Source organism: Streptomyces sp. S6, assembly GCF_054880855.1.
The window spans coordinates 1-23,671 of record NZ_JBTYMC010000059.1; the positions used below are offsets into that span (position 1 = coordinate 1).

The window sequence follows — 23,671 nt, forward strand, 5'->3', positions numbered from 1 at the left end:
CCGGCGGCGGCGTGCACGAGGAGGGTCTCGCCGGCCTCCAGACGGGCCCGGCGGTGCAGGCCGAACCACCCGGTCTGGTAGGCGATGGACAGGGCGGCGGCCTCCGCGTCGTCCAGGGAGTCCGGGGCGGGCAGGAGGCCGGCGGGGTCGACGACGGCGTACTCGGCGAGGGCGCCGTGCGGCAGGACGGGGTTGCCGATCACCCGGCGGCCGTCCTCGGTCTCACCGCACAGCTCGACGCCGGGGGTGAAGGGCAGCGGCGGCCTGACCTGGTACTGGCCCCGGGCCATCAGGACGTCCGGGAAGTTGAGGCTGACGGCGCGCACCTTCAGCAGGGTCTGGCCGGCGCCCGGCGTGGGCGGCGCCACCTCCACGAGCCGCATCACCTCGCTCGGCTCGCCGTTCTCGTGCACTTGCCATGCCTGCATGGGGGGCCTCCACGGGGGACTGCTCTGTCTGACCGGGGTCGGTTCGCATACTAAGCGGTCGCTTGCCGGGAGGGAACACTTACTCCCCGTCGGCCGCCCGCACCCGCTTGGGCCGCGCCCGCACATGCATCCGCTCCCCCTGCGGCCCGAACAGGCTCAGGAACTCCACCGGACCCTCCCCCGTCGACCCGAACCAGTGCGGCGTCCGCGTGTCGAACTCCGCCGCCTCCCCCGCCGTCAGCACGACGTCGTGCTCCCCCAGCACCAGCCGCAGCTTCCCGGAGAGCACGTACAGCCACTCGTACCCGTCGTGCGTCCGGGGCTCCGGCTCCTCGGAGCGCTTCGGCTCGACCGCCTTGTACGCCTGGACCCCGCCCGGCTGCCGGGTCAGCGGGTAGAACGTCCGCCCACCCCGCACGACCGGCTTCGCCCGCACCCGGGGGTCCCCCACCGGCGGCGCCCCCACCAGCTCGTCCAGCGGCACCTGGTGCGCCTGCGCGATCGGCAGCAGCAGCTCCAGCGACGGTCTCCGCAGCCCCGACTCCAGCCGCGACAGCGTACTGACGGAGATCCCGGTCACCTCGGACAGCCCGGCCAGCGTCACCTGCCGCTCCTTGCGGATCCGGCGCAGCCGGGGCCCCACTTCGGCGAGAACGTCCTCGGTACCCATGCCCCGCATTGCAGTTTCGGCAACCGGGATTGTCAACCCAGCCCGACGACACCCCGCCCGCCGGGATGTGCTCCCGCCACCCCCGTAGCACCATGGCCCTATGCTCCTGGCCCGTCTCGCCGAGGTCTCCCGGGAGGTCACCGCCGCCTCGGCCCGCTCCCGCAAGACCGCGCTGCTCGCGGACCTGTTCCGCGAGACGGCCCCGGACGACGTCCCCGTCGTGATCCCCTACCTCGCGGGCCGCCTCCCGCAGGGCCGGCTCGGCGTCGGCTGGAAGCTCCTCGGCCGGACGACCGACCCCGCACCGTCCCCGACGCTCACCGTCCTCGGCACGGACGCCCGCCTCACCGCCCTCGGCGCGGTGAAGGGCACCGGCTCGCAGGCCGAACGGGCCCGGCTGCTCACGGAGTTGATGCGGGAGGCCACCGCCGGCGAACAGCGCTTCCTGCTGGGCCTGTTGAGCGGCGAGGTGCGCCAGGGCGCCCTGGACGCGATCGCCGTGGAGGCTCTCGCGCAGGCAACTCAGGCTCCACCCGCGGATGTTCGCCGCGCGGTGATGCTGGCGGGTTCCCTGCAACCGGTCGCCCAGGCTCTCCTGACCCAAGGCCCCCCGGCCCTCGGCGACTTCCGACTCACCGTCGGCCGCCCGGTGTTCCCCATGCTGGCCCACACCGCCGCCTCCACGGAGGAGGCCCTCGCCAAGCTCGGCCCCTGCGCGGTCGAGGAGAAGCTCGACGGCGTCCGCGTGCAGCTCCACCGCGACGCCTCCGAGGTCCACGTCTACACCCGCACCCTCGACGACATCACCGACCGGGTCCCCGAACTCACGGACCTCGCCCGCGAGTTGAAGGCCACCACCTTCATCCTGGACGGCGAGCTCCTCGCGCTCGACCAGCAGACCGGCCGCCCCCTCCCCTTCCAGGACACGGCGGGCCGGGTCGGCTCTCGGGCCGACGTCACGAAGGCCGCCGAGACCACCCCCCTCTCCGCCGTCTTCTTCGACGTCCTCGGCGTGGACGGCCGTGACCTCCTCGACCTCCCCTACAGCGACCGGCACGCGGAGCTGGCCCGTCTGGTCCCCGAGCCGACGCGGGTGCGCCGCGAGGTCGTGAGCGAACCCGCCCCGGCCGCCGAGTTCCTCGCGAAGACCCTGGCCAGGGGCCACGAGGGCGTCGTCCTCAAAGCGCTGGACGCGCCCTACAGCGCGGGCCGCCGGGGTGCCTCCTGGCTGAAGGTGAAGCCGGTGCACACCCTCGACCTGGTGGTGCTCGCCGTGGAGCGCGGGCACGGACGCCGTACCGGCAAGCTCTCCAACCTGCACCTGGGCGCCCGCACGGCGGACGGCGGTTTCGCGATGCTGGGCAAGACGTTCAAGGGGATGACGGACGCGATGCTGACCTGGCAGACGCAGCGGCTCGGAGCGCTGGCCACCGAGGACGACGGGTGGGTCGTCACCGTGCGGCCCGAACTCGTCGTCGAGATCGCCTACGACGGGCTCCAGCGGTCCTCCCGCTATCCGGCGGGGGTCACGCTGCGGTTCGCGCGGGTCGTGCGGTACCGGGAGGACAAGCGGGCCGAGGAGGCGGACAGCGTGGAGACGGTGCTCGCCGCGCATCCGGAGGTACGGCCGTGAGGAAGCGGAGTGCCGGGCTGCTGCTGTTCCGGCGGCGGGAGGGGCGTACGGAGGTGCTGCTCGGGCACATGGGCGGGCCGTTGTTCGCCGGGAAGGACGCGGGGGCGTGGACGGTGCCCAAAGGGGAGTACGGGCCCGAGGAGGCGGCGTGGGACGCGGCGCGGCGGGAGTTTCGGGAGGAGCTGGGGATCGAGGCGCCGGACGGGGAGGCGATCGCGCTCGGGGAGGTCACGCAGGCCGGGGGGAAGGTCGTCACCGTGTGGGCGGTCGAGGCGGAGCTCGATCCGGCGGGGTTCGTGCCGGGGACGTTCCGGATGGAGTGGCCGCCCCGGTCGGGGCGGGTCCAGGAGTTTCCCGAGCTGGACCGGATCGCCTGGCTCGGGCTCGCCGAGGCGCGCGGTCTCGTCGTCGCGGCCCAGAGCACGTTCCTCGACCGGCTGGCGGAGCACGCGCCTCCGGAAGGAGGCCGGCCATGACGTGGTCGGTCCACCGAACCGCGAGTTCCGCAACATCACAACTGTTTGGCACGGTCTGTGACGGTTGCACGGTTACGATCGCTGCGTGAACCGCGAAGTGACTCTCCCCCTGATCGTCGACGAACGCGGCGATCTCCAGGTGGCCGCAGCCGACGTCAGCAAGTTGCTCCGCACCCTCGGCGGGCGCTGGCTCCACCTCGTCGAGGCCGGTGCCTGCGGCTGGGACGAGGAGACGGTCGCCGAGCTGACCATCGAGCTGGCGAAACTCGCCGACCGCATCGACGTCGCGTGCATCGCGCACAGCAGCGGACGCACGCCGTAGCCGCACACCTGGAATCGCCGGCGCCGCCGCGCCTCTGCGTCACCCGTGCCGCGTCCATGCCCTGCCTATGCCTCGCCTGTGTCTCGCCTGTGTCTCGTCCGTGCCGCTTCCGTGTCGCTGGAACGGAGTAGTCCCGCGCGAGATCGGGGGAGGGCCGGGTGATCGTGGGGACACCACCCTCTCTGGTGACCCCGGTCCCCCGGACGGCGAAAGCAGGCTGGTTCATGGCGACTTTGTGCAGGCCCTCCGTGTCGGTGCCCGAGCATGTGATCACGATGGAGGAGACGCTGGAGCTGGCGCGTGAGCGGCACGCGGACCACCCCGACCTGCCGCTCGCGCTGCGGCTCATCGAGAACACGGGGGTCAGGACGCGGCACATCGTGCAGCCGATCGAGGAGACCCTGAAACATCCGGGGTTCGAGGAGCGCAACCGCGTCTACGTCGCCGAGGCGAAGGCCCGGGTACCCGCCGTGGTGCAGCGGGCACTGGACGACGCGGAGCTGCTGACCTCCGACATCGACGTGATCCTGTACGTGTCGTGCACGGGGTTCATGATGCCGTCGCTGACGGCGTGGCTGATCAACGAGATGGACTTCGACCCCACCACCCGCCAGATACCCATAGCCCAGCTGGGCTGCGCGGCCGGCGGGGCGGCGATCAACCGGGCGCACGACTTCTGCACGGCCTACCCCCGCGCCAACGCGCTCATCGTGGCCTGCGAGTTCTGCTCGCTCTGCTACCAGCCCACCGACCTCGCGATCGGCTCCCTGCTGTCCAACGGCCTCTTCGGCGACGGCATCGCGGCGGCCGTCGTGCGCGGCCGGGGCGGCGAGGGCATCGAGCTGGAGCGCAACGGCTCGTACCTGATCCCGAAGACCGAGGAGTGGATCATGTACGACGTCCGCGCGACCGGCTTCCACTTCCTGCTCGACAAACGGGTCCCGGCGACGATGGAACCCCTCGCCCCGGCCCTCCAGGAGCTGGCCGGCACGCACGGCTGGGACGCCGCCGACCTGGACTTCTACATCGTCCACGCGGGCGGCCCGCGCATCCTCGACGACCTGAGCAAGTTCCTCCAGGTCGACCCGCACGCCTTCCGCTTCAGCCGCGCCACGCTCACCGAGTACGGCAACATCGCGAGCGCCGTCGTCCTGGACGCGCTGCGCCGCCTGTTCGACGAGGGCGGCGCCCCCGACCGGGCGCGTGGCCTGCTCGCCGGGTTCGGGCCCGGCATCACCGCCGAGATGGCGCTCGGGAGGTGGAGCCGCGCATGACCGAGGAGACGATCACCCAGACGGTACGGCAGTGGCCCGCGCTCGACCTCCAGGGCACCGAATTCGACCCCGTCCTGCGGGAGTTGATGGCCGAGGGCCCGGTGACCCGGATCCAGCTCCCGAACGGCGAGGGCTGGGCCTGGCTGGTGACCAGGATGGACGACACGCGGATGGTCGTCAGCGATCCCCGGTTCAGCCGCGAGGCCGTCATGGACCGGCCGGTGACCCGGCTCGCCCCGCACTTCATCCCGGAGCGCGGCGCGGTCGGCTTCCTCGACCCGCCGGACCACACCCGGCTGCGGCGCTCGGTGGCCGCCGCGTTCACCATGCGGGGCGTCGAGCGGATCCGGGAGCGATCCCGGCTGCTGCTGGACGAGTTGGTCGACGAACTGCTCGCCGCCGGACCGCCGGCCGACCTCTCGGCGGCCGTACTGATGCCGTTCCCCATCGCCGTCATCTGCGAGCTGATGGGGGTGCCCGCCGCCGACCGGCACGTCATGCACACCTGGACGCAGCTCATCCTCTCCTCCTCGCACGGCAAGGAGGTCAGCGAGAAGGCCAAGGCCGAGATGGGGGCGTACTTCGCGGATCTGATCGGCCTGCGGGAGAGTTCCGCCGGGGAGGACGTCGCATCGCTGCTGGGTGCGGCCGTCGGGGAGCGGGACATGACGCTGGACGAGGCTGTCGGGCTCGCGGTGCTGCTCCAGATCGGTGGTGAGGCCGTCACCAACAACAGCGGCCAGATGTTCCATCTCCTGCTGACGCGGCCGGACTTGGTGGAGGCGCTGCGTGCGGAGCCGGTGATCCGGCCCCGGGCCATCGACGAACTCCTGCGCTGGATCCCGCACCGCAACTCCGTCGGCCTCTCGCGGATCGCGACCGAGGACGTCGAGATCAGGGGGGTGCGGATCCGGGCGGGGGACGCGGTCTACGTGTCGTACCTCGCGGCGAACCGGGACCCCTCGGTGTTCCCCGACCCCGACACCATCGACTTCTCCCGCTCCCCCAATCCGCACGTCGCGTTCGGGTTCGGGCCGCACTTCTGTCCCGGGAACATGCTGGCCCGGCTGGAGGAGGAGCTGCTCCTCGACGCGGTCCTGGACCGGCTGCCGGGGCTGCGGCTCGCGGTGCCCGCAGATCAAGTCCCCTTCAAGAAGGGCGCGTTGATCCGTGGTCCCGAGTCGCTGCCGGTGATCTGGTGACGGCCCCCGAAGGCCTCCTCGTCCCGCCGGGGCACGGGCGTGTCGTCCAGACCCCGGCCCAGCGGGTGACGTTCAAGGTGACCGGCGCGCACTCCCAGGTGGCGTCCACGTTCGAGGTGGAGGTGCCGCCGGGGTTCGACGTCGGGGCCCATGTCCACACCCGCAGCGAGGAGTTGTTCTACGTCCTGGAGGGCGAGCTGGACGTCCTCGCCTTCGAGCCGCGCATCCGCACACCCGACAACTGGCAGCGCTGGGAGTCCAGTTCGGGCAGCCGCGTGGTCCGCGCGACGCCGGGTACGGTCATCGTCGTCCCACCGGGCTGCCCCCACGCCTTCGCGAATCCGACGGACTCCCCCGCGAAGATGTTCTTCCAGGCGTCCCCGCCGCCGGATCATGAGCGGTACTTCGAGGAGCTGCTGGAGATTCTGGGGGGCGGAGGGGCGCCGGATCAGGGGGCGATCGAGGAGCTGAGGGGGAGGTACGACATAGAGCAACTCACCCCGCTCCGGCACAGGTGAGGCTTTTAGGGGCGCGGGGAACTGCGCGACCAGCCACAGCGAACCCGCACCCGGCCTCAACGAATAGCCACCCCGGACAGAGTCCGAGCAATCACCAGCTTCTGGATTTCGCTCGTGCCCTCAAAAATCGTGTAGATCGCGGCATCCCGGTGCATCCGCTCCACGGGGTACTCCCGGGTGTAGCCGTTGCCGCCGAGTATCTGGATCGCCTGCCCAGTCACCTTCTTCGCCGTCTCGCTCGCGAACAGCTTCGACATGGAGCCCTCGGCTGCGGTGAACGGCTTGCCGTTGATGGCCATCCACGACGCGCGCCACACCAACAGCCGCGCAGCGTCGATCTGCGTGCGCATTTCCGCGAGTTGGAAGGCGATGCCCTGGTTGTCGATGATCGGGCGCCCGAACTGCTCACGCGTCTTGGCGTAGTCGAGGGCGACCTCGTACGCGGCGCGGGCGGTACCGACAGCCATGGCACCTACTGCGGGCCGCGAAGCTTCAAACGTGGCCATCGCCGCGTTCTTCACCCGGTCCCCGCTCTTCGCCTTCTCCCGGGCGCGAGCCAGCCGCTGGTCCAGCTTCTCCTTGCCGCCGAGGAGGCAGGAGCCGGGGACGCGGACGTTGTCGAGGACGACCTCGGCGGTGTGGGAGGCGCGGATGCCGTGCTTCTTGAACTTCTGCCCCTGGGACAGCCCTTCGGTGCCCGGCGGGACGATGAAGGAGGCGTGGCCCTTGGAGCCGAGGTCGGGGTCGACGACCGCGACGACGACGTGGACGTTGGCGATACCGCCGTTGGTCGCCCAGGTCTTGGTGCCGTTGAGCACCCACTCGTCCTTGGCCTGGTCGTACACGGCACGCGTGCGCATGGAGGCGACGTCGGAGCCGGCGTCGGGCTCGGAGGAGCAGAACGCGGCGACCTTCACGTCGTTGACGTCGCCGTACATCTGGGGGATCCAGGTGCCGATCTGTTCCTCGGTGCCGTTGGCGAGGACGCCGACGGCGGCGAGGCCGGTGCCGACGATGGACAGGGCGATGCCCGCGTCACCCCAGAACAGCTCCTCCATGGCCATGGGGATGCCGAGGCCGGTGGTGTCGAAGTACTGCTGGGCGTAGAAGTCCAGGGAGTAGATGCCGACCTTGGCGGCTTCCTGGATGACCGGCCAGGGGGTTTCCTCGCGCTCGTCCCACTCCGCGGCGGCGGGGCGGATGACGTCCGCGGCGAAGCCGTGGAGCCAGTCGCGGACCTCTTTCTGCTCGTCGTTGAGCTCCATGGTGAACTCGGCCATGACTCCTCCAGCGCGGCGGTGCACAATGCATGTTACTAGCGGTAACTCCAGTGTGTTACCCGCCAGTAGGAAAAGTCAACTCCGTGCGAACGTCCTGGCGAGTGTTATTTTGCGCAGGCGTGACCGAAACACCACAGGGGAGCGAAATGGACACCACACAGCGGACCGAGCAGCAGAGGTCTGCTGACCGTCGGCGACGCGAACTGCTGGAGGCCGCGGACCGGGTGGTGCTGCGGGACGGGCCGCAGGCGTCGATGAACGCGATCGCCGCGGAGGCGGGGATCACGAAGCCGATCCTGTACCGGCACTTCGGGGACAAGGGCGGGCTGTACGCGGCGCTGGCCATGCGGCACACGGATGCGTTGCTGGCTTCGCTGCGGGCGGCGTTGGACGCCCCGGCGGAGCGGCGTGAGCGGGTCGAGGCGACCCTCGACACGTACCTCGCGGCGATCGAGGCGCGGCCTCAGGTGTACCGGTTCCTGATGCATCCCGCGGAGTCGTCCGGTGGGGATCAGGGCTTCGATGTCGGGCGGCACTCCGCGCCGCTGCTGAAGCGGATGGGGGAGGAACTGGCCCAGGTCATCGAGGAGCGGCTGGATCTGGGGCCGGAGGGGCAGCGGGTGGCTCGGGTGTGGGGGCATGGGATCGTCGGGATGATGCATGCGGCCGGGGACTGGTGGCTGGGGGAACGGCCTTGTGAGCGGGCTGAGTTGGTGCGGTGTCTGGCGGATCTGTTGTGGGGGCGGCTGGCGGCGGCGGGAGACCGGGTCGGGGGGCCTGGGTTCTGAGCGTTGCGGGGTGCGGGTTGGCTGCGGCTGGTCGCGCCCATGAAGACCTCAGTTGCCCTTGCTCCAAGGGGCTCGGCTCGCCTGCTTCAGCAGTTTCCTGCGCCGACGTCCCTCCACCCGCTCCGCGTACGTCTTCCCCTCCAAGTGGTCCATCTCATGCTGGAGGCACCTCGCGAAGAACCCCGTCCCATGGACCGTGACCTGCTCCCCCGTCACCGTGTAACCCTCGACGGTCGTCTCGTCGTAGCGTTCCGTCCCCGCCTCCAGGCCCGGTAGGGACAGGCAGCCTTCGGGGCCCCGGAGCACCACCCCGTCGACGCTCACCAGGCGGGGGTTGACCAAGTGGCCCCGGTGTTGGACGTCCTCGTCGTCGGGGCAGTCGTAGACGAAGACGCGCAGAGACTCGCCGATCTGGTTCGCCGCGAGGCCCACCCCCTCGGCGGCGTACATCGTGGCGAACATGTCCTCGACGAGGGCGGCGAGTTCGGGGGTGAAGGCGGGGACCTCTGTGCAGGGGGTGTGAAGAGGCGGGGAGCCGAGCAGGGTGAGGGGGCGGACTCGCCCGCGCGTGCCCGGGATGGAGCGGTGCGGCATAGCGGTAAGGGTACGGTCTTGTGACACGCGCATGTCGATCGGCCGTGAGGCGGTGGCGGGATTCGGGAGTGCGAATGGATCTCGATAGGCTGGCCACACACCACGTTGTCGTCAGGCAGAGGCGCGGCGCGTACGAAGGAGGATCGAGGACTGATGGCAGGCAACTCGGACCCGCTCACGCCGCGGGCCAAGATCGCCGTGACCGCGGGCAAAGCGGTCGCGGCGGCGTCCCGGGCCGCCGGCCGCGGCAGCGGTTCGGTGATCGGCGGAAAGGTCGCCCTGAAGCTGGACCCCGACCTCCTCGCCCGGCTCGCGCAGAACCTGGACGTCGTCCTCGTCTCGGCCACCAACGGCAAGACCACCACGACCCGGCTGATCGCGGAGGCGCTGCGCGCGGCGGGCCCCGTCGTCTCCAACGCCCTCGGCGCGAACATGCCCGCGGGCATCACCTCGGCGCTGGCGGGCGGTTCGGACTCCCGGTACGGCGTGATCGAGGTCGACGAGAAGTACCTCGCGGGGGTCGCCCGCGACACCGCCCCGAAGTGCATCGCGCTGCTCAACCTCTCGCGTGACCAGCTCGACCGCGCCGCCGAGACCCGCATGATGGCGGAGGCGTGGCGCGAGGGGCTGGCCGGCTCGAAGGCCGTCGTCGTCGCCAACGCGGACGACCCGCTGGTCGTGTGGGCCGCGTCGTCCTCGCACAGCGTGGTCTGGGTCGCGGCGGGACAGATGTGGAAGGACGACGCCTGGTCGTGCCCGTCCTGCGGCGGCGTCCTCCAGTGGCCCGGCGACGACTGGTACTGCGCGGAGTGCGGTTTCCGCCGTCCGCAGCCGAGTTGGGCCCTGTCCGGTGACCATGTCATCGACCCGCACGGCTCCGCGTGGCCGATCCACCTCCAGCTCCCGGGCCGTGCCAACAAGGCGAACGCCGCGTCCTCGGCTGCCGTCGCCGCCGTGTTCGGGGTGCCGCCGCAGGTCGCGCTGGAGCGGATGTACCAGGTGCAGGCGGTCGCCGGCCGGTACGACGTCGTCCAGTTCCAGGGCCGTGACCTGCGGCTGCTGCTGGCGAAGAACCCGGCGGGCTGGCTGGAGACGTTCAGCCTGATCGATCCTGCACCGGCGCCGGTGATCCTCTCGGTGAACGCGCGCGGCGCCGACGGCACGGACACCTCCTGGCTGTGGGACGTCGACTACACGCGGCTGACCGGGCACCCGATCTGTGTGATCGGTGACCGCAAGCTCGACCTGGCGGTCCGGCTTGAGGTGGCGAACCAGCACTTCCAGGTGTTCGACTCCGCCGACCAGGCCGTCGCGGCGTGTCCGCCCGGCCGGATCGAGGTCATCGCCAACTACACCGCGTTCCAGGACCTGCGCCGCCGCGTCGGCAACTGAGGGGATTCAAGGCAGTGAGCGACAACCAACTGCGGGTCGTCTGGGTCTACCCCGACCTGCTGAGCACGTACGGCGACCAGGGCAACGTCCTCGTCGTCGAGCGGCGGGCGCGGCAGCGCGGTCTGGACGTGGCGCGGCTCGACGTCCGCAGCGACCAGCCGATCCCGACGTCCGGTGACATCTACCTGATCGGCGGCGGTGAGGACCGTCCGCAGCGGCTCGCGGCGGAGCGGCTGATCCGGGACGGGCACCTGTACCAGGCCGTCAACAACGGCGCGATCGTGTTCGCGGTGTGTGCCGGGTACCAGATCCTGGGCCACGAGTTCATCAACGACCAGGGCCAGCGTCAGCCGGGCCTGGGGCTGCTCGACGTGACGACCACGCGCGGCGAGGGCGAGCGGTGCGTCGGTGACGTCCTCGCGGACATCGACCCCAGGCTCGGGCTGCCGCAGCTCACCGGGTTCGAGAACCACCAGGGCATCACGCATCTCGGCCCGACGGCGCGTCCGTTCGCCCGGGTCCAGATGGGCAAGGGCAACGGCACCGGTGACGGCACCGAGGGCGCGTACAGCGACACCGTGTTCGGCACGTACATGCACGGTCCGGTCCTCGCGCGCAACCCGCTGATCGGCGACCTGCTGCTGAAGCTGGCGCTGGATGTGAACGCGCTGCCGCCGTGCGACGACCACTGGTACGAGGCGCTGCGCAACGAGCGGATCGCGTCGGCCCAGCAGCCTGCCTGACCTGTGTGTTCACCTGCTTTTCGGGGCACCGTCAACAGCCCGTCTGACGGTGCCCCCGCGCAGGTGAGCGGGCGCGTCCAGCAGGCGGACGCGTCCTTCGGTGCGGCCCCCTCCTGCCGTTAGGGTGGCGGGGAATCGAGCCGGACGACGCGGTCCGGCCCTGGCCCACGTGAAGAAGGTTGCTCGGGCTATGCGCATTGGTGTCCTCACGTCCGGCGGTGACTGTCCCGGTCTGAACGCCGTCATCCGGTCCGTCGTGCACCGTGCCGTCGTCGACCACGGCGACGAGGTCATCGGTTTCCGGGACGGCTGGAAGGGCCTCCTGGAGTGCGACTACCTCAAACTCGACCTCGACGCGGTCGCGGGCATCCTCGCGCGCGGCGGCACGATCCTCGGTTCCTCCCGCGTCCAGCCCTCCCATCTGCGGGACGGTGTGCAGCGGGCCAAGGGGCACGTCGAGGAGCTGGGGCTCGACGCGATCATCCCGATCGGCGGTGAGGGGACCCTCAAGGCGGCGCGGCTGATGTCCGACGCCGGGCTGCCCGTCGTCGGCGTGCCGAAGACCATCGACAACGACATCGCCGTCACCGACGTCACGTTCGGGTTCGACACGGCCGTCGGGGTCGCCACCGAGGCGCTCGACCGGCTGAAGACCACCGCCGAGTCGCATCAGCGGGTGCTCGTCGTCGAGGTCATGGGGCGGCACACCGGCTGGATAGCGCTCCAGTCCGGGATGGCGGCCGGGGCGCACGCCATCGTCGTCCCCGAGCGGCCCTTCGACATCGACGAGCTGACCCGGCGGGTCGGGGAGCGGTTCGAGGCGGGCAAGCGGTTCGCGATCGTCGTCGCGGCGGAGGGGGCGAAGCCGAAGGCCGGGTCCATGGCGTTCGACGAGGGCGGCAAGGACGTCTACGGGCACGAGCGGTTCGCCGGGATCGCCCGGCAGCTCTCCGTGGAGCTGGAGTCGCGGCTCGGGAAGGAGGCGCGGCCGGTGATCCTCGGGCACGTGCAGCGGGGCGGGACGCCGACCGCGTACGACCGGGTGCTGGCAACGCGGTTCGGGTGGCATGCGGTGGAGGCCGTGCACCGCGGGGAGTTCGGGAAGATGACCGCGCTGCGGGGCACCGACATCGAGATGGTGTCGCTGGCGGAGGCGGTGGAGACGCTGAAGACGGTGCCGCAGGAGCGGTTCGAGGAAGCGGAGTGCGTTCTCTGAGCTGAGGGCTTCGAGGCGCTGCCCCCGGTGACGGTCGTCGCCGGGGGCAGTCCTACTCTTGTGGGTGCATATCCCCCACTCTCTTGGAGCCGCTCTTATGGATCACGGCGGGCACGGCATGACGATGGATCTGCCGCCGTTCACGCTGGGGCGGGGGCTGGAATGGTCCGCCGACCCGTTCTTCCTGGTCGCGTGCCTGCTGGGGCTCGGGCTGTACGGGTGGGGGGTGGTGCGGCTGCGGCGGCGCGGGGACTCGTGGTCGTGGGCGCGGACGGTGTCGTACGTCCTCGGGGTGCTGACCGTCGCGCTCGTGATGTGCACCCGGCTGAACGACTACGGGATGGTCATGTTCAGCGTGCACATGGTGCAGCACATGGTCATCAGCATGGTCTCGCCGATCCTCGTGCTGCTCGGGGCGCCGATGACGCTGGCGCTGCGCGCGCTGCCGGTCGCCGGGAAGGGCCACAAGGGGCCGCGTGAGCTGCTGCTCGCGCTGCTGCACAGCCGGTACATGAAGGTGATCACGCACGCCGCGTTCACGATCCCCCTGTTCATCGCCTCGCTGTACGCGCTGTACTTCACGCCGCTGTTCGACACGCTGATGGGGTCGAAGGCGGGGCACGTCGGGATGATGGTGCACTTCTTCGCCGTCGGCATGGTGTTCTTCTGGCCGATCATCGGCGTCGACCCCGGCCCGAACCGCCCCGGCTATCTGATGCGGATGCTGGAGCTGTTCGCGGGGATGCCGTTCCACGCGTTCTTCGGGATCGCGCTGATGATGGGGTCGACCCCGATGGTGAAGACGTTCGCCGATCCGCCCGCCTCCCTCGGTGTCGACGCCCTCTCCGACCAGAGCGCGGCCGGCGGCATCGCGTGGGCGTTCAGCGAGGTCCCCTCGGTGATCGTCCTGATCGCTCTGCTCTTCCAGTGGTACGGCTCCGAACAGCGCCAGGCCAAGCGCAAGGACCGGGCCGCCGACCGGGACGGCGACAAGGAGCTGGAGGCGTACAACGCCTATCTCGCGTCCCTGAACTCACATTCGCGCTGACCTCAGGGCACCATGGGGGGTGGACACGCCCAGCGGGGGCGGCCCTGAGGAGGGTGTCGCGATGGCCGGTTCCACGGACAGTTCCACCAGGACCATGGGGGTGGTCACCCTCGGCGGACTCGTCGCGGTGACGGCCTACACGGTCGCGCTCGGCAGCAACGGCTGGCTGTGGTTCGGCTGGGTGGTGCTGGGGTTGATCACTCTGGCGCTGGTCGCGCTGCGCCGGACCTGAGAGTCACTGGGGTGCCAGCCGGGCGGCCGAATGGACGCCCGGCTGGTACTTCGGGAGGCGCGTGGTGATCTTCATGCCGGCGCCGGGGGCCGTCTCGATGACGAGGCCGTAGTCGTCGCCGTAGACCTGGCGGAGACGGTCGTCGACGTTGGAGAGGCCGATGCCGCCCGACGGGCTGACGGCGCCCGCGAGGATACGGCGCAGGAGGTCCGGGTCCATGCCGGCGCCGTCGTCCTCGATGACGACGGTGGCCTCGGCGCCGGTGTCCTGGGCGGTGATCCTGATGTGGCATTTGTCGGCCTTGCCTTCCAGGCCGTGCTTGACCGCGTTCTCGACGAGCGGTTGCAGGCACAGGAAGGGCAGGGTGACCGGGAGGACCTCCGGGGCGATCTGGAGGGTGACGGCGAGGCGGTCGCCGAAGCGGGCCCTCACCAGGGCCAAGTAGTGGTCGATGGCGTGGAGTTCGTCCGCGAGGGTGGTGAAGTCGCCCTTCCTTCGGAACGAGTAGCGGGTGAAGTCGGCGAACTCCAGGAGCAGTTCGCGGGCCCGCTCGGGGTCGGTGCGCACGAACGAGGCGATCACCGCGAGGGAGTTGAAGATGAAGTGCGGGGAGATCTGGGCGCGCAACGCCTTGATCTCCGCCTCGATCAGGCGGGTCCGGGAGTCGTCGAGGTCGGCGAGTTCGAGCTGGACGGAGACCCAGCGGGCGACCTCGGCGGCGGCGCGGACGAGGACGGCGGACTCACGCGGGGCGCATGCCACGAGGGCGCCGTGCACGCGCTCGTCCACGGTCAGCGGGGCGACGACGGCCCACCCGACCGGACACTCCGGCACCTCACAGCTCAGCCGGAACGCCTCCCCCCTTCCCGTCTCCACCGCCTCACCGAGCCGCTCCATGATCTCCGCGCGGTGATGCGACCCCACCCCGTCCCACGCCAGCACGCTCTTCTCGTCGGTGAGGCACAGCGCGTCCGTCCCGAGCAGCGACCTCAGCCTCCTCGCCGACTTCCGCGCGGAGTCCTCGGTGAGCCCCGCCCGCAACGCGGGCGCCGCGAGGGACGCGGTGTGCAGCGTCTGGAACGTCGCGTGCTCCACCGGCGTCCCCAGCCCACCGAGCGCCTCCGGCCGGGCCGTCCGCCTCCCCAGCCAGAAGCCTCCGGCGAGCAGGGGGAGTGCGGCGACCAGCAGGCCGGCGAGGAAACCGCTCATGAGCCGGGCTCCGGGGGGTGGGGGGTGTGCGTGGCAGTGGGTTCGGGGGGTGAGGGGTCGGGTGGGTGGGGGCCGGACGGCAGGGCCGCCGCCTCTGCGAGGCGGGACCGAGAACCTTCACAGGAGGACAGGGTGCCGGGGTCCGGCAGGAAGGCGCCGTGCGGTGAGGCGGTGGACTCGGGGTGGAGCTTCTCCCGCGTCGGCGGGGTCTGCTGGGCGGGGACACGGTCGTGCTGTGGTCCCACGGTTCCCGGCTCCGGGTGGGACGGCAGCGGGTCGGCTGCGGGGCGCGGCGACTGCACGGGTACCCGGTCCTGCGGGCGGGCGGTGCCCGGGACGGCCGTGTCGCCACGCGGCGCCGGAGCACACGGGGACCCGTCCACCGGCTCCGCCTTCTGTCCCGGCCCTTCCGCGCCGAGTCTCGCTCCCCGCTCCCGTTCTCCGGCTTCCGGCCCCACCCCGTAAGAAGCCCCTGTCCCCCGCCCCTCCGCCAGTTCCTCCGGCAGATGGAACCGCGCCAGAATCGCCGCCGTCCCCGGAGGAACCCGGCCGGGAGTCGCCAGGGAGATGAGGATCATCGTGAGGAAGCCGAGGGGGACGGACCACAGGGCGGGCCAGGCCAGCAGGGCGTGGAGGGTGCCCTGCACCGGGAGGCCCGCCATGGTCGTCGTCACCGCGATGAACGCCGCGCCGCCGCCGACCAGCATGCCCGCCGCCGCGCCCGGTGGGGTCAGGCGGCGCCACCAGATGCCGAGGACCAGGAGGGGGCAGAAGGAGGATGCGGAGACGGCGAAGGCGAGGCCGACCGCGTCGGCGACGGGGAGGCCGCCCACCAGGAGGCTCGCGGCGAGGGGGGCCGCCATCGCCAGGGCCGTCCCCAGGCGGAAGTGGCGTACGCCGCGCGCGGGCAGGACGTCCTGCGTGAGGACGCCCGCCACCGCCATCGTCAGCCCGGAGGCCGTCGACAGGAACGCCGCGAACGCGCCGCCGGCGACCAGCGCGCCCAGCAGATCCCCGCCGAGTCCCCCGACGATCCGGTCCGGCAGCAGCAGCACCGCCGCGTCGGCGTCGCCGGTGAGGGCGAGTTCGGGGGCGTAGAGGCGGCCGAGGGCGCCGTACAGCGGGGGCAGGAGGTAGAACGCGCCGACGAGCGCCAGCACCGTCACCGTCGTCCGCCGCGCGGCGACCCCGTGGGGGCTGGTGTAGAAGCGGACGACGACGTGCGGGAGGCCCATGGTGCCGAGGAAGGTCGCGAGGATGAGGCCGTAGGTGGCGTACAGGGGGCGTTCCGTGCGGCCCGCCGCGAGCGACGTCGACATGCCGCCGGTGTCGCCCCGGGTGGCGGTGGGGACGTCCGCGCCCTGCGGGAAGACCATCCTGGTGCCGCGCTCCACTCGGTGGGTGCCCATCGTCAGGCTCACCTCCGTGCCGGTGTACCGGCGGCCGTCCACCCTTCCGGTCACCTTCACGGTCAGTGGGCTCGCGAGGTTCAGATCGAGGGTCGCGTCGATCCGGACGGCCCGCTGCTCACGGAAGGCCGCCGGTTCGTCGAAGGCGTGTCCCGGCCCCCCGTCGCCGTGCCAGGCGAGCGCGAGGAACAGCGCGGGGACCAGGAGCGCGGTGAGTTTCAGCCAGTACTGGAACGCCTGCACGAAGGTGATGCTGCGCATACCGCCCGCCGCGACGGTCGCGGTGACGACGACGGCGACGACGACCCCGCCGAGCCAGCCGGGCGCCCCGGTGAGGACCGTCAACGTCAGCCCGGCGCCCTGGAGTTGGGGCAGCAGGTACAGCCAGCCGACGCCGACGACGAACGTCCCCGCGAGCCGCCGTACCGTCCGCGACGCGAGCCGCGCCTCCGCGAAGTCGGGCAGCGTGTAGGCGCCGGAGCGGCGCAGCGGGGCGGCGACGAACAGCAGCAGCACCAGGTATCCGGCGGTGTAGCCGACCGGGTACCAGAGCATGTCGGGACCCTGCACGAGGACCAGTCCCGCGATGCCGAGGAACGACGCGGCGGACAGGTACTCCCCGCTGATCGCGGCGGCGTTCAGGCGGGGTCCGACGGTCCGGGAGGCGACGTAGAAGTCGGACGTCGTCCGCGATATCCGCAGCCCGAACGCGCCGACGAGGACGGTCGCCACGACGACGAGCGCGACGGCCGGGATCGCGTACGAGGGGTTCATCGGTCCTCGGCGTTCATTTGTCCCCGTTCATTTGTCCTCGACCAGCCGCACGAAGTCCCGCTCGTTGCGTTCGGCGCGGCGGACGTACCAGCCGGCCAGCAGCACCAGCGGGACGTACAGCCCGAACCCGAGGACCAGCCAGGTCATGCGGCGGGCGCCGGGCAGGGAGGCGAAGAGGAGGGGCAGCGGGCCGACGAGGAGGGCGAGGACGGCGAACACGGTGAGCGCGGCGCGGAGTTGGGAGCGCATGAGGGAGCGGACGTAGGTGTGGCCGAGGGTGGTCTGTTCGTCGATCTCGGTGCGCGGCCGGTAGGCACCGGAGGGCCGCCTCGTGCGGCGGGGTGGTCCGGTGACGGTGACACGGCGCTCGGCGGGGTCCTGGGTGGGCACCTGTCAGAGTCTCCTCGTCGGCGGCGGGCCGTGTCGTGTCTTCACGTTCTCCTCATCAGCAGGTCCCGCAGTTCACGCGCGTGCCGTCGGCTGACCTGGAGTTCCTCGGCCCCGACGAGGACGCTCACCGTACCGGCGTCCAGGCGCAGTTCCCGTATGTGGCGCAGGGCGACCAGATGACGGCGGTGGATCCGCACGAAGCCCCGGGCCCGCCAGCGCTCCTCCAGGGTGGACAGGGGGATGCGGACGAGGTGGCTGCCCTGGCCGGTGTGCAGGCGGGCGTAGTCGCCCTGGGCCTCGACGTGGGTGATGTCGTCGACGGCGACGAAGCGGGTGACGCCGCCGAGTTCGACGGGGAGGTGGTCGGGGTCGGGTTCGTGGACGGGGATGTGCGGGGCGGCGCCGCGCAGTTCGGCCGCCCTGCGCACCGCCTCCGCGAGGCGTTCCTTGCGGACCGGCTTGAGGACGTAGTCGACGGCCTTGAGGTCGAACGCCTGGACGGCGAAGTCCTCGTGGGCGGTGACGAACACGATCAGCGGGGGCCGCGCGAAGCCGGTCAGCAGCCGGGCGAGGTCCAGCCCGTCCAGCCCCGGCATCTGGATGTCCAGGAACACCACGTCGATCGCCTCGGGCCCGCCGGGCCCCGACTCCAGCGCCCGGTTGATCCGCCGCAGCGCCTCGGTCGCGTCCCCGGCACCCTCGACACTGCCGATACGCGGGTCGGCGTTCAGCAGGTACAGCAGCTCCTCCAGGGAGGGGCGTTCGTCGTCGACGGCGAGGGCTCGCAGCATGAATGGGGAGTGTAGGGGGGAACGCGGCTTGTGCACACGTGCCGGGCATCCGCGTACCTGCTGGATACAGTGCGCGCATGAACTCTGGCGCGGCCCCCTTCGACGAGCTGGACCGGAAGATCGTCACGGCGTTGATGGCGAACGCGCGGTCCAGTTTCGCCGAGATCGGGGCGGCGGTGGGGCTGTCGGCGACGGCGGTGAAGCGGCGGGTGGACCGGCTGCGGGAGACCGGGGTGATCACGGGGTTCACGGCGACGGTGAAGCCGTCCGCGCTGGGCTGGCGCACGGAGGCGTACGTGGAGGTGTACTGCGAGGGCGCCGCGCCCCCTCGGCGGCTCGCGGAGGTGGTGCGCAACCATCCGGAGATCACGGCGGCGATGACGGTGACGGGCGGGGCGGACGCGCTGCTGCACGTGCGGGCGCGGGACGTGGAGCACTTCGAGGAGGTGCTGGAGCGGATCAGGACCGAGCCGTTCATCCGGAAGACGATCAGCGTGATGGTGCTGTCCCACCTGCTGCCGGAGGCACCGGAGGCGGGGGCCAGCGGGCCCGCACCAGACGTGCGTGAAGACGCTTGAACACGCACCATTCGTGCGCGGACACGCAGCGTCGGTTCCTTGTCGAGCGTGCCGGTGAATTCTTACCGTTGATCACGTCCGGTAGATCTCACTGGAAAAGCGGAGGAAACCCTCTGTGTCCGACTCCCGTGTGCCGCGCTCCCGGCGGTTCCTCGTCTGTGAACCCCGGCACTTCGCCGTGCAGTACGCGATCAATCCCTGGATGCATCCCGACACCCCCGTCGACGTCGATCTCGCGCAGGAGCAGTGGCAGTCGCTGATCCGCGCGTACCGCTCCCACGGCCACACCGTGGACACCGTCGAACCCGCCCCCGGTCTGCCCGACATGGTGTTCGCCGCGAACTCGGCGGTCGTCGTGGACGGCCGGGTCCTCGGCGCCCTCTTCCACGCGCCCGAGCGGCGCCCGGAGTCCGTCCACTACGACACCTGGTTCAAGGCCGCCGGATACGACGTGCGCCGTCCCGAGCACGTCGTCGAGGGCGAGGGCGACCTCGTCTGGACGGGCCGCTATCTGCTGGCCGGGACGGGTTTCCGCACGACGCGGGAGGCGCACCGGGAGGCGCAGGAGTTCTTCGGCCGGCCGGTGATCGCGCTGACGCTGACCGACCCGTACTTCTACCACCTGGACACCGCGCTGTTCGTGCTGGACGACACCAACATCGTCTATTTCCCGGAGGCGTTCTCGCCGGGCAGCCGCGAGGTGCTGGCGGCCCTGTACCCGGACGCGGTCCTCGCGACCCGGGACGACGCGCTGGCCTTCGGCCTGAACTCCGTCTCCGACGGCCGGCACGTCTTCATCGCCCCGCGCGCCGAGGCGCTGGCCGCGCGACTCGCCGACCACGGCTATGTCCCCGTCCCCGTCGACCTCTCCGAGCTCCACAAGGCCGGCGGTGGCATCAAGTGCTGCACCCAGGAGATCCGCTGATGACGATGGTGTCCGAACCGCGTACCTCTGCCGACCTGATCCGGGCCGAGGAGCCCGTCCTCGCGCACAACTACCATCCGCTGCCCGTGGTGGTCGCCCGCGCGGAGGGCGCCTGGGTGGAGGACGTCGACGGCCGCCGCTACCTGGACCTGCTGGCCGGTTACTCCGCCCTCAACTTCGGCCACCGCCACCCCGCGTTGATCGAGGCGGCCCACCAGCAGCTCGACCGCCTCACCCTCACCTCCCGCGCCTTCCACAACGACCGTCTGGCCGAATTCGCCGAACGCCTGGTGAAGTTGACCGGCTACGACATGATGCTCCCGATGAACACGGGCGCCGAGGCCGTCGAGAGCGGCATCAAACTCGCCCGCAAGTGGGCGTACGACGTGAAGGGCGTCCCCGACGGCGAGGCGACCATCGTCGTCGCCGCCGACAACTTTCACGGCCGCACCACGACGATCGTCAGCTTCTCCACGGACGACACGGCCCGCGCCGGCTTCGGCCCCTTCACCCCGGGTTTCCGGATCGTCCCGTACAACGACCTCGCCGCGCTGGAGGCGGCGATCGACGAGACGACGGCGGCGGTGCTGATCGAGCCCATCCAGGGTGAGGCGGGTGTCCTCATCCCGGACGACGGATACCTCACCGGCGTACGGGAGTTGACCCGGCGCCTGGGCTGCCTCTTCATCGCGGACGAGATCCAGTCGGGGCTCGGCCGCACCGGGCACACCCTGGCCGTCCGGCACGAGGACGTCGTCCCCGACGCGGTGTTGCTGGGCAAGGCGCTCGGCGGCGGCATCGTCCCCGTCTCGGCGGTCGTCGGGCGGCGGGAGGTGCTGGGGGTGCTGCGTCCCGGTGAGCACGGCTCCACGTTCGGCGGCAATCCGCTCGCGGCGGCGGTGGGGACGGCGGTGGTCGAGCTGCTGGAGACCGGTGAATTCCAGCGCCGGGCGGCGGAGTTGGGGGCGGTGCTGCGTGCGGAGCTGACCGGTCTGGTGGGCCGTGGAGTCGTCGGGTTCCGGGCGCGGGGGCTGTGGGCGGGCGTCGATGTGGATCCGGCTCTCGGCAGCGGGCGGGAGATCAGTGAGCGGCTGATGCGAGAGGGCGTCCTCGTGAAGGACACGCACGGCTCGACGATCCGGATCGCTCCACCGCTGTGCGTCACGGAGGAGGAACTGCGGTCGGCGACCGGGGCGTTGGGGAGGGTGCTCGGCTGATCGCGGGCGGGGTGGGGCGACGTTCGGACGGCTCCGGCGGGGTCCGTTCCCGAAATCGCCCGCCCCGCCTACACTGACCCCACTTTGTGTACCGGTTGACCTGCCGGAACGTCGGGGCGAGGAGCGGGCCTTGTTCTATCGGCTGTTGAAGCATGTGCTGCTGGGTCCGCTGTTGAAGTTGCTGTTCCGGCCCCGGATCGAGGGTCTTGAGCATGTGCCGCAGGACGGGGCGGCGATCGTCGCGGGAAACCATCTGTCGTTCTCCGACCACTTCCTGATGCCGGCGGTGCTCAAGCGGCGGATCACGTTCCTCGCCAAGGCGGAGTACTTCACCGGGCCGGGGGTGCGGGGGCGGCTGACGGCGGCGTTCTTCCGCAGTGCGGGGCAGATTCCGGTGGACCGGTCGGGGAAGGAGGCCGGGCAGGCCGCCATCCGGGAGGGGCTCGGGGTGCTCGGCAAGGGGGAGTTGCTCGGGATCTACCCGGAGGGGACGCGGTCGCACGACGGGCGGTTGTACAAGGGGAAGGTGGGGGTGGCCGTGATGGCGCTGACCGCCGGGGTGCCGGTGGTGCCGTGCGCGATGATCGGGACGTTCGAGGCGCAGCCGCCGGGGCAGCGGTTCCCGAGTCTGCATCCGGTGACCATCCGGTTCGGGGAGCCGATGGAGTTCTCGCGGTATGCCGGGATGGAGCACGAGAAGGCGGTCCTGCGGGCCGTCACCGACGAGATCATGTACGCGATCCTGATGCTGTCGGGGCAGGAGTACGTGGATCAGTACGCGGCGGTCGCGAAGGCGGAAGCGCAGAAGTTCCCGCGTATGCCGCTGAGTTGATGCTCGGGAAGTAAGAGAAGGGGGTGGGCCGTGCAGGCCCACCCCCTTCAGTTCGGTTCAGCTCACGGCTTCGGCGTCGCGTGCGGTCCGCACACCACGTCGGCCGCGTCCAGCTTGCCGCTCAGGAGGTAGGCGTCGACCCGCTGGTTGATGCAGGGGTTGACGAGGGCGGTCACACCGTGGGAGCCCGCGTTCTTCTCGGTGATGAGGCGGGAGCCCGCGAGGCGCTTGTGGAGGGAGACGGCGCCGCTGTACGGGGTGGCGGCGTCACGCTCGGACTGGACGATGAGGAGCTTCGGCAGGCCCTTGCCGGTCCGCACCTCGACCGGCGTCTGCTGCTTGGTCTTCCACGTCGCGCACGGCAGGTTCAGCCAGGCGTTGGCCCACGTCATGAACGGGTAGTTCTTGTTCAGCCGCGTGTTGTCGCGGTCCCACTTCTGCCAGCTGGTCGGCCACTTGGCGTCCGCGCACTCGACGGCCGTGTAGACGGCGTTGCCGTTCTCGGAGGCGATGTTGCCGGCCGTGTCCGAGAGGTCGGGGGCGGCGGCGTCGATGACGGCCTTGACGTTCCCGGCGAAGTACTGGCTGAGGACCGTGGCGCTGGAGACCCACGCCGAGTCGTAGTACGGCGCGTTCTGGAAGAAGCCGATCAGCTCGGCCGGTCCGACGACGCCGCCGAGGGGCGCCTTCTTCGCGTCGGCCCGCAGCTTCAGCCACTTCGCCTGGACCTGGGCGCGCGTGGTGCCGAGGTGGAAGGCGGCGTCGTTGGCGGCGACCCAGTTCTGCCAGTCCTTCCAGCGGCCCTCGAAGGCGACGTCCTGGTCCAGGTTGGCCTGGTACCAGATCTTCTCGCGCGACGGGTCGACGACGCTGTCGAAGATCATCCGGCGGACGTGCGTCGGGAACAGGGTGCTGTAGACGGCGCCGAGGTAGGTGCCGTAGGACGCGCCGAGGAAGTTGAGCTTCTTCTCGCCGAGCGCCGCGCGGATGACGTCGAGGTCACGCGCGGTGTTCGGGGTGGTGAGGGACGGCAGCAGGGCGCCGCTGCGCTCGGCACAGCCCTCGGCGTACTCGCGGGCGAGCTTGCGCTGGGCGCGCTTGTCGGCTTCGGAGCCGGGCACCGGGTCCATCTTGGGCGACTTCACGTACTCCTGCGGGTCGACGCAGGAGATCGGCGCGGACTTGCCGACGCCGCGCGGGTCGAAGCCCACGAAGTCGTACGCCTTGGAGGCGTTGACCCACACGGGGGCCTTGGTGGTGACGCGGCGCGGGAAGCGCAGGCCGGAGCCGCCGGGGCCGCCGGGGTTGTAGATGAGGGCGCCCTGGCGCTCCTTGGGCGTCCCGGTGTTGCCGACGCGGTCGACGGCGAGCTTGATCTGCTTGCCGTACGGCTTGGCGTAGTCGACGGGGACGGTCACCCAGCCGCACTTGATGGGCTTCTCAAGGCCCCAGTTCGCGGGGCAGTCCTTCCAGTCGATCCCGGCCTTCGCGGCCTTCGCGGCGGCGATCGCGGCGCCGGCGGCCTCCCGGTCCTGCCCGTGGGAGGCGGAGGCGGTGGTCGTCGCGCTCGCGGTGGGTGCCGCGACGGCCCCGGCTATCAGGGTCGCCGTCACCAGCACTCCGGCAGAGCCCAGTGCGAAGGTTCTGTGGCGTCTCAAAAGGATCTCCCAGCACGAAGTTGACATGTCCGTGCAGGAATCCTGTCTGTTGTACGTTTCCTGTGCACAGGG

The 23,671-nt window shown here is 71.0% G+C and carries 24 protein-coding genes and 1 pseudogene; 16 read left to right on the forward strand and 9 right to left on the reverse strand.

What is annotated here, in order from left to right:
• A partial coding sequence (locus ACVNF4_RS11200; protein ID WP_461802584.1) for an alcohol dehydrogenase catalytic domain-containing protein occupies window positions 1-428 on the reverse strand: 428 nt, incomplete at its 3' end.
• Between the two features lie 79 nt (window positions 429-507).
• On the reverse strand, window positions 508-1,098 hold the full coding sequence (locus ACVNF4_RS11205; RefSeq protein WP_461802585.1) for a helix-turn-helix domain-containing protein: 591 nt from the start codon (window positions 1,096-1,098) through the stop codon (window positions 508-510).
• Between the two features lie 100 nt (window positions 1,099-1,198).
• On the opposite strand from ACVNF4_RS11205, the gene ACVNF4_RS11210 reads away from it, so the two are divergent.
• From ACVNF4_RS11210 to ACVNF4_RS11235, 6 genes are all read left to right on the forward strand, one after another.
• A complete protein-coding gene (locus ACVNF4_RS11210) occupies window positions 1,199-2,731 on the forward strand; it encodes an ATP-dependent DNA ligase (protein ID WP_461802586.1) in 1,533 nt (510 codons plus the stop codon).
• Window positions 2,728-3,207: an NUDIX domain-containing protein gene (locus tag ACVNF4_RS11215; RefSeq protein ID WP_461802587.1), complete on the forward strand. Its 480-nt coding sequence runs from the start codon at window positions 2,728-2,730 to the stop codon at window positions 3,205-3,207. The genes ACVNF4_RS11210 and ACVNF4_RS11215 overlap by 4 nt, the downstream gene beginning before the upstream one ends.
• A gap of 85 nt (window positions 3,208-3,292) precedes the next feature.
• Window positions 3,293-3,529: a DUF6213 family protein gene (locus ACVNF4_RS11220; protein ID WP_461802588.1), complete on the forward strand. Its 237-nt coding sequence runs from the start codon at window positions 3,293-3,295 to the stop codon at window positions 3,527-3,529.
• Window positions 3,530-3,753: 224 nt separating this feature from the next.
• The gene (locus tag ACVNF4_RS11225) at window positions 3,754-4,803 is read left to right on the forward strand and encodes a type III polyketide synthase (protein WP_461802589.1); all 1,050 of its coding nucleotides are present in this window, start codon (window positions 3,754-3,756) and stop codon (window positions 4,801-4,803) included.
• Entirely contained in the window at window positions 4,800-6,005 is a 1,206-nt protein-coding gene (locus ACVNF4_RS11230) for a cytochrome P450 (protein ID WP_461802590.1), read from the forward strand. The genes ACVNF4_RS11225 and ACVNF4_RS11230 overlap by 4 nt, the downstream gene beginning before the upstream one ends.
• Window positions 6,002-6,523, forward strand: a complete 522-nt coding sequence (locus ACVNF4_RS11235) for a cupin domain-containing protein (RefSeq protein ID WP_461802591.1) — start codon at window positions 6,002-6,004, stop codon at window positions 6,521-6,523. Before ACVNF4_RS11230 ends, ACVNF4_RS11235 begins: the two co-directional genes overlap by 4 nt.
• Before the next feature lie 56 nt (window positions 6,524-6,579).
• Here the strand turns inward: ACVNF4_RS11235 and ACVNF4_RS11240 are convergent, their stop codons facing one another.
• A complete protein-coding gene (locus tag ACVNF4_RS11240) occupies window positions 6,580-7,803 on the reverse strand; it encodes an acyl-CoA dehydrogenase family protein (RefSeq protein ID WP_461802592.1) in 1,224 nt (407 codons plus the stop codon).
• A gap of 146 nt (window positions 7,804-7,949) precedes the next feature.
• On the opposite strand from ACVNF4_RS11240, the gene ACVNF4_RS11245 reads away from it, so the two are divergent.
• Entirely contained in the window at window positions 7,950-8,591 is a 642-nt protein-coding gene (locus tag ACVNF4_RS11245; protein WP_461802593.1) for a TetR family transcriptional regulator, read from the forward strand.
• Between the two features lie 48 nt (window positions 8,592-8,639).
• Here ACVNF4_RS11245 and def read toward each other — a convergent pair whose 3' ends face one another.
• A complete protein-coding gene (gene def, locus ACVNF4_RS11250) occupies window positions 8,640-9,185 on the reverse strand; it encodes a peptide deformylase (RefSeq protein WP_461802594.1) in 546 nt (181 codons plus the stop codon).
• A 153-nt stretch (window positions 9,186-9,338) separates the two neighbouring features.
• Here def and ACVNF4_RS11255 point away from each other — a divergent pair, with 153 nt between their 5' ends.
• The 5 genes from ACVNF4_RS11255 to ACVNF4_RS11275 all read left to right on the forward strand — a co-directional run bounded on the left by ACVNF4_RS11255 (window position 9,339) and on the right by ACVNF4_RS11275 (window position 13,816).
• Window positions 9,339-10,577 (forward strand): DUF1727 domain-containing protein, encoded by a 1,239-nt coding sequence (locus tag ACVNF4_RS11255; protein WP_461802595.1) that lies wholly within the window; start codon window positions 9,339-9,341, stop codon window positions 10,575-10,577.
• A 14-nt stretch (window positions 10,578-10,591) separates the two neighbouring features.
• The gene (locus ACVNF4_RS11260; RefSeq protein ID WP_461802596.1) at window positions 10,592-11,320 is read left to right on the forward strand and encodes a type 1 glutamine amidotransferase; all 729 of its coding nucleotides are present in this window, start codon (window positions 10,592-10,594) and stop codon (window positions 11,318-11,320) included.
• Between the two features lie 190 nt (window positions 11,321-11,510).
• Entirely contained in the window at window positions 11,511-12,536 is a 1,026-nt protein-coding gene (locus tag ACVNF4_RS11265) for a 6-phosphofructokinase (RefSeq protein ID WP_461802597.1), read from the forward strand.
• Window positions 12,537-12,633: 97 nt separating this feature from the next.
• Entirely contained in the window at window positions 12,634-13,584 is a 951-nt protein-coding gene (locus ACVNF4_RS11270; protein ID WP_461802598.1) for a cytochrome c oxidase assembly protein, read from the forward strand.
• Between the two features lie 61 nt (window positions 13,585-13,645).
• Window positions 13,646-13,816, forward strand: a complete 171-nt coding sequence (locus ACVNF4_RS11275) for a hypothetical protein (RefSeq protein WP_461802599.1) — start codon at window positions 13,646-13,648, stop codon at window positions 13,814-13,816.
• A gap of 3 nt (window positions 13,817-13,819) precedes the next feature.
• Here the strand turns inward: ACVNF4_RS11275 and ACVNF4_RS11280 are convergent, their stop codons facing one another.
• The 4 genes and pseudogenes from ACVNF4_RS11280 to ACVNF4_RS11295 all read right to left on the reverse strand — a co-directional run bounded on the left by ACVNF4_RS11280 (window position 13,820) and on the right by ACVNF4_RS11295 (window position 18,389).
• On the reverse strand, window positions 13,820-15,025 hold the full coding sequence (locus ACVNF4_RS11280; protein ID WP_461802600.1) for a sensor histidine kinase: 1,206 nt from the start codon (window positions 15,023-15,025) through the stop codon (window positions 13,820-13,822).
• A gap of 491 nt (window positions 15,026-15,516) precedes the next feature.
• Window positions 15,517-17,208, reverse strand: a pseudogene (locus ACVNF4_RS11285) (sodium/solute symporter); the annotation flags it as partial.
• 27 nt (window positions 17,209-17,235) lie between these two features.
• Window positions 17,236-17,598, reverse strand: coding sequence for a DUF485 domain-containing protein (locus ACVNF4_RS11290; RefSeq protein WP_461802601.1), 363 nt, complete (start codon window positions 17,596-17,598; stop codon window positions 17,236-17,238).
• A gap of 41 nt (window positions 17,599-17,639) precedes the next feature.
• Window positions 17,640-18,389 (reverse strand): LytR/AlgR family response regulator transcription factor, encoded by a 750-nt coding sequence (locus ACVNF4_RS11295; RefSeq protein ID WP_461802602.1) that lies wholly within the window; start codon window positions 18,387-18,389, stop codon window positions 17,640-17,642.
• Window positions 18,390-18,466: 77 nt separating this feature from the next.
• On the opposite strand from ACVNF4_RS11295, the gene ACVNF4_RS11300 reads away from it, so the two are divergent.
• The 4 genes from ACVNF4_RS11300 to ACVNF4_RS11315 all read left to right on the forward strand — a co-directional run bounded on the left by ACVNF4_RS11300 (window position 18,467) and on the right by ACVNF4_RS11315 (window position 21,941).
• Window positions 18,467-18,967 (forward strand): Lrp/AsnC family transcriptional regulator, encoded by a 501-nt coding sequence (locus tag ACVNF4_RS11300; RefSeq protein WP_461802603.1) that lies wholly within the window; start codon window positions 18,467-18,469, stop codon window positions 18,965-18,967.
• Window positions 18,968-19,082: 115 nt separating this feature from the next.
• Complete coding sequence (gene ddaH, locus ACVNF4_RS11305; RefSeq protein WP_461802604.1) at window positions 19,083-19,892, forward strand: dimethylargininase; 810 nt, start codon at window positions 19,083-19,085, stop codon at window positions 19,890-19,892.
• Window positions 19,892-21,109, forward strand: coding sequence for an ornithine--oxo-acid transaminase (gene rocD / locus ACVNF4_RS11310; RefSeq protein ID WP_461802605.1), 1,218 nt, complete (start codon window positions 19,892-19,894; stop codon window positions 21,107-21,109). Before ddaH ends, rocD begins: the two co-directional genes overlap by 1 nt.
• Window positions 21,110-21,239: 130 nt before the next feature.
• Entirely contained in the window at window positions 21,240-21,941 is a 702-nt protein-coding gene (locus tag ACVNF4_RS11315; protein WP_461802606.1) for a lysophospholipid acyltransferase family protein, read from the forward strand.
• A gap of 62 nt (window positions 21,942-22,003) precedes the next feature.
• On the opposite strand, the gene ACVNF4_RS11320 is transcribed toward ACVNF4_RS11315, so the two are convergent.
• A complete protein-coding gene (locus tag ACVNF4_RS11320; protein ID WP_461802607.1) occupies window positions 22,004-23,626 on the reverse strand; it encodes an alpha/beta hydrolase in 1,623 nt (540 codons plus the stop codon).
• Window positions 23,627-23,671 lie beyond the last annotated feature (45 nt).